We start from the raw sequence: 5,152 nt of genomic DNA, 5'->3' as shown, positions 1-5,152 counted from the left end.
TGTTGGAGCGGTTCGAGAGCGAAATCAAGATTCCAGAAGAAGCGATATAGCGTGGCTTGGCGGGGGATACCGGGCAAGCTGAGCCGCTGTGTCAGCGGCTCACGGTACGTAGAGAGCCAGGAAGCGAGCGCCAGGATGTTCTCAGGGCCACTGAGTAGACCCGTGAGAATGAGCGCCCAGAGCGCATCCCAGGAATAAGTAATGCGGTTGGGATCGCGCCAGTCTGGAATTTGAGTTAGAAAGGGCAGTGGGCTGATCGGTTTTGGTTTCACACCTCAATGCTGATCGGCCCCGATCTTTTTTTGTACTCGCTTGAGATAAAAGCCTGGGGCCATGTCTCCCTGATGGACGAACTTCAACCACCCGGCATACAGTGGGCTGCTAAGGGACTCTAGAACGCCCTGCACGTTGGAATTTGGGAACTCTGAAACTGCTTTGCCCGCAAGGGACGCGAAAATATCAGCGTGCAGGAAAGAGGACGGAGCCACGCGTAGTAGCCGAAGGCCCGGCTGTAATGGACGGGACATGGTGAAGGCCCACCAGGACGAAGGAAATGGAAAGCAACTTGACCCCCTGGTTCAGTACCGGACAACTTGATGTTGGCAGCGTCCTGAACAGCGTTTTTGCCGTTTGAGTATCTGGTTGCAGTCTGGGACGGCAAAAGGCGGCTTCTTGGAGTTATGAGACAAGCAGAAGCCGCCTTCCCCGACGCTATCAATTTCGCCGATCTTCTGAAAGAGCGCTTCCCCTTTTTGTGGCGCGACACCTTGCAACGCGTCCAGGATGCGTTCTGTGCGCTGATCGAGCAGCGCACCACCAATCAGCAGCAGTGGTCCCAGGCCATGCCTGGGACTAGCTCCCCAGAAGCCAAGAAAAAGCGTCTGGGACGGTGTATACAGGATCCGCAACTGGACAGAAATTTCTTCCTGTCCTTTCTGATCTCACTTCTCCCTGCTGGGAAGCTGGTCCTCAGCCTGGACCGCACAAATTGGGAGCATGGTGACACTCCGCTCAATCTCCTCGTTCTGGGCGTCGTGTTGGAGGGATTCACCCTCCCCCTCGTCTGGGTGGCGCTGGATCACGGTGGATGCAGTGACTCGGCCACCCGTGAGCGACTGGTGGCGAGGTTGCTTGAGAGCCTTCCAGCACAGCGCTGGAAGGCACTGGTGGCCGACCGGGAGTTCGTGGGAAAGCAGTGGTTCACCTTTCTGCGGAAACGGAAGATCCGCCGCGTGATTCGCATCCGGGCTGACAGCGTAGTGGACGAATTGCGCGTCGATCAGTGGTTCGGGGATGTCCAAATCGGAAAGAAGCGCTGTCTGTTCGAAAAGGGCTGGGTCTACGGCTGCGTGATGCAGGTGGTTGCCACCCGCGCAGCGGATGGCGATCTCATCGTCCTGGCGACAGATTTGAAGGTGTGGGACACCTGGACGGTGTACCGATTGCGCTGGAGCATCGAGTGTACGTTCAGCAGCATGAAGTCGCGTGGCTTTGACCTGGAACGGTCAGCGGTGACTCACGCTGACCGATTAGAGCGGTTGTTTGGACTGGTCACGCTGGCCTGGGTGTGCTGTCTACGGGTGGGCGTCTGGATGAATGCGTCCAAACCAATCCCAGTCAAAGCGCATGGTCGTCGCGCAGTCAGCGTGGTCCAGTATGGCTGGCAATATCTGGCGAGAGCGCTGAGATGGGATCACCCACAGGCCGAACTCTACTTCGGCCTCTTAAATCAACCTTTCTCCGCATCCAGCGCCACTTAAACGCAAGTTGTCCGGTACTGAACCCCCTGGTTCGCGCAGACGTTAGACAGGGCCTGTCCCTGAACAGACCGCGAATCCCGCAAGGGAAAGAGGAAGAGAAGCTGGTACAAGTACCGGAGTCTGGAAAGCCGGATGCGGTGAAAGTCGCACGTCCGGTTTGGAACGGGGGAAAGGCCGCGAGGCCCTACCTATCGTTACGGGTCATTGACAGATGTGAAGAAAACGTGGGACTTTCCTTAAGGTATTGTGGTCATATGACTTATGGAATGGATGAACGTGAGTCGGAAGGTGGGCAGCCACACCCATCTGGTCACCACAGGCGCGGAGACTCACAAACTCACGGTGTGCATGATGACGTTCTTCCTCTCAGGCAAAGAGCGGCCTGATGAGCGCCAGCACCCGTTTTTCACTGGTGTGGGCCCCACGCCCGACGTTGCTGAAGAACGGGCTTACATGGTGTATCTGCGGGCCCAGAACTGTATCCATCAGTTCGAGTGGTATGACCCAGTCACACAGGTGTGCAGGGGGTGTGGTGTGATGCGGCGCACCCATAGTGCCGCGTTTCCTTTGACATGGTCGGCGTTGAAGCGCTGGTTCAGGAGCGCGGGCCTTGGCCCGTCAACTCTGCTCAGCGTGTGACCCCACCACGGGTACCTACGTACAGAAGTACACACACCTGAGGGCCTCTGGCCGTGTCCCGGGGCATTAGGTGTGATGCGCTCGTGCGTAAAAGGCCAGCTGTCCTCAACTATCCAGATGGAAATAGGTTGCTCGAACAATCTATTAAAACAGCGTCTAGAGCGCGTTATCTAGGGTCTGGCTGGAGTAAGATTCCATTGGTAAAGTTGCCGGTTCCGCGAAAGTCTGCCAAGTGGGGGATGTTGCGTTTGACATCCCTCTGTAAAACCCCCGTCGAGACCGTCCACAGCGCTCGTGCGGTCTTATCCAGGAGCGCATGAATTCCCACCCCAGGGTGCGGTGTTTTGCCCGCCTGACTTTACCAACGGAATCCAGCTCTATCGTGACCCCTGATTATGCGTTTTTGAGACAGCAAGCGGTATAACTTGAATTATCAAGACGAATCTGATTATATAACAGCACGAACATCACTAGCTGTACTTTGGGGATATTCAGGGAGGTGACACGGAGGCCAGCATCCGTGATGCTGGCCTTCCTGCTATGCCTCGTCACCTTCCTCGATGGACTCGACATTTTCCCACCTGGTTCGCACCTTTCCTGACGCACTTTCGCCACCGAGCCCAGCGAACCTGGGCTCCTCTATACGTCCGTGGACTTTGCAGCACTGCCCATCGGAAAAGCATGCAACCCCTGGCCGCCGTAGTGGCGCCCGGGAAAGAAGACCACATCCAGCAATTCATCACCGATAGCCCGTGGCTGACAGATCCCTTGGAAACTCTGCTCGCTCAACGGGCCCAGCAAATGCTCGGCGGGAAAGAAGCCGTCCTGATCATCGACGATACCTGTCTGACGAAGTTCGGCACCAAATCCGTGGGCGTCGCCCGCCAGTACTCGGGGCAGGCTGGGAAGATCACCACCTGTCAATGCCTGGTCTCCTTGACCTTGGCTCAGCACGAGTTGCCCGTTCCCCTCGCGTTACGGCTCTTCCTGCCGCAGGAGTGGACCCGCGATCCTGCTCGTCTCAGCGCAGCTGGTGTTCCAGTGGAACACCAGCTGCCGCAGACCAAGTGGGAGCTGGCTCTCAAGGAACTGGACCGGGTGCGCGAACACGTCACCTTCGGCATGGTGTTGGCGGATGCCGGGTACGGGGTGAATGCCCAGTTCCGGCAGGCACTGACCGAGCGAGGCCTGCTGTGGTCCGTGGGTATTACCCGTACGCAGACGGTCTATCCCAAGGATGTGCGTTTGATCCCGATCCCCAAGATCTTCCGAGGGAGAAGGCCGAAACACCCGACTCCCTCTGAGGACCGGCAATCGGTGGAGGAGGTCTTGAACGGTGCTGCATGGCAGCACCTGGTCTGGCGACACGGGACCAAGGGCCCGCTTGCAAGACGCTTTGCAGCGGTTTACGTTCGCCTGGCCGATGGGGAGGAGAACGCCCAGGGCCAACACCTTCCCGGACAAGCTGCCTGGATCATCGGGGAACAGCGGCGTGGGGAGGAACGCAAATACTCCGTCTGCAACCTGCCCGCCGACACACCGTTAGCTCGTCTGGTGGAAGTCACCAAGCGCCGTTGGGCCTGCGAGTTGACCCACCGGGAGCTGAAGGAGGAAGTCGGCCTGGATCACTTCGAGGGCCGTTCTTGGCAGGGCCTGCATCACCACGCCGTGCTATGTATGGTGGCTCTGACCTTCCTTCAATGGCTACGACTAACTCAGCCCGACGATCTGATGGGCGACACCGTTCCCGCCATCCGAGCCGAGGTGGCAGGGGCGAGTCCCCTGCCACCTCCTTGCCGTCAATGCCGCGCCTGCACAGCTTTATTCAGCGGTCCTTGAATATCCCCAAAGTACAGCTAGAAGCTGTCCGGAGAAGATTTGTAAAGTGGACTCAAGAATCTGCTGAGGGCATAATTAGGGGTCATGCGCCAAGCCTACCCCAGTAACCTTGACGACGACCTGGATCACTATGATTTCCCACCGTATAAAATCGTCCATGAACAAGCAATGCGGTGGTTTGAACGAGGCTGCTTTGAGACCTTACTTCATGATCTCCGGCTTTTGGTCCGAAAAGAGGCGCTGAGAGCGGATGAGCCGACAGCGGCTATCGTAGATAGCCGCACGCTGAGAAGCACCCCGGAGAGCGGACATCGAGCAGAGTGCGGCTCAGAGCGCTGCCCAGCAGGCCGTCAACAACGCCAACACCACGAACGCCCTGCAAAGCATTAGCCTCAGCAGCAGGCTGGGCAAAACGGTAGGAGACGCCGCTGCTGTTGCTACAGAGTGGGCTGCTACCCCAGTGGGCAATAATCTTACCGACGCCGAGACGGGGGACGTTTACCGCAAGGTGATGGCGGGCAGCACGCCCACCCCATCCGCAGGGCAAACGCCACCGTGCGCGTGCGTGGGTACTATGATGTTGTTAGGGTTTGGTGGAGGGTAAGTTCAGTGTGATTCACACTGGAGGACAGAATGTCCGTACCCAAGCAAAAGTTCACCGCTGAGTTCAAATACGAAGCTGTCCGCCTGGTTCGCACGACCGGTAAGAGTTGCGCTCAGATCGCCCGTGACCTCGGCGTTCCTCCTCACTACGTTGTCCGGTGGAAGCAACAGCAGGACCATCAAACGGCCGCTGGACGCCCTGCCTTCACCGGGCGGGGGATCCCCGCCCTTTCACCACAGGAGACTCGTCTTCAAGAACTCGAACGGGAGCTGGAAATTGCGCGACAGGAACGGGATATCCTGAAAAAAGC

4 protein-coding genes and 1 pseudogene are annotated in these 5,152 nt (G+C 57.9%); 4 read left to right on the top strand and 1 reads right to left on the bottom strand.

The window, feature by feature from the left end:
• Positions 1 to 272, bottom strand: a 272-nt coding sequence (locus tag BOO71_RS06910) for a transposase family protein (RefSeq protein ID WP_139322802.1), incomplete at its 3' end; no start/stop codon positions are given.
• A 525-nt stretch (positions 273 to 797) separates the two neighbouring features.
• On the opposite strand from BOO71_RS06910, the gene BOO71_RS06905 reads away from it, so the two are divergent.
• The 4 genes and pseudogenes from BOO71_RS06905 to BOO71_RS06890 all read left to right on the top strand — a co-directional run.
• On the top strand, positions 798 to 1,760 hold the full coding sequence (locus BOO71_RS06905) for an IS4 family transposase (protein WP_439823019.1): 963 nt from the start codon (positions 798 to 800) through the stop codon (positions 1,758 to 1,760).
• A 1,179-nt stretch (positions 1,761 to 2,939) separates the two neighbouring features.
• Positions 2,940 to 4,238, top strand: a complete 1,299-nt coding sequence (locus tag BOO71_RS06895; protein WP_075831221.1) for an IS701 family transposase — start codon at positions 2,940 to 2,942, stop codon at positions 4,236 to 4,238.
• Positions 4,239 to 4,367: 129 nt separating this feature from the next.
• A pseudogene (locus tag BOO71_RS26835) lies at positions 4,368 to 4,556 on the top strand (transposase); the annotation flags it as partial.
• 315 nt (positions 4,557 to 4,871) lie between these two features.
• The coding region (locus tag BOO71_RS06890; RefSeq protein WP_139322801.1) for a transposase at positions 4,872 to 5,152 on the top strand (281 nt) is incomplete at its 3' end.

This window comes from Deinococcus marmoris, from assembly GCF_001949125.1.
In the GTDB taxonomy this organism is placed as follows: domain Bacteria; phylum Deinococcota; class Deinococci; order Deinococcales; family Deinococcaceae; genus Deinococcus; species Deinococcus marmoris_A.
This window is presented reverse-complemented; position numbering and strand designations above follow the sequence as displayed.

Excerpts from the sequence above, each read along its gene's own strand:
- BOO71_RS06895 (WP_075831221.1), top strand. The coding sequence starts at position 2,940 with ATGCCTCGTCACCTTCCTCGATGGACTCGACATTTTCCCACCTGGTTC.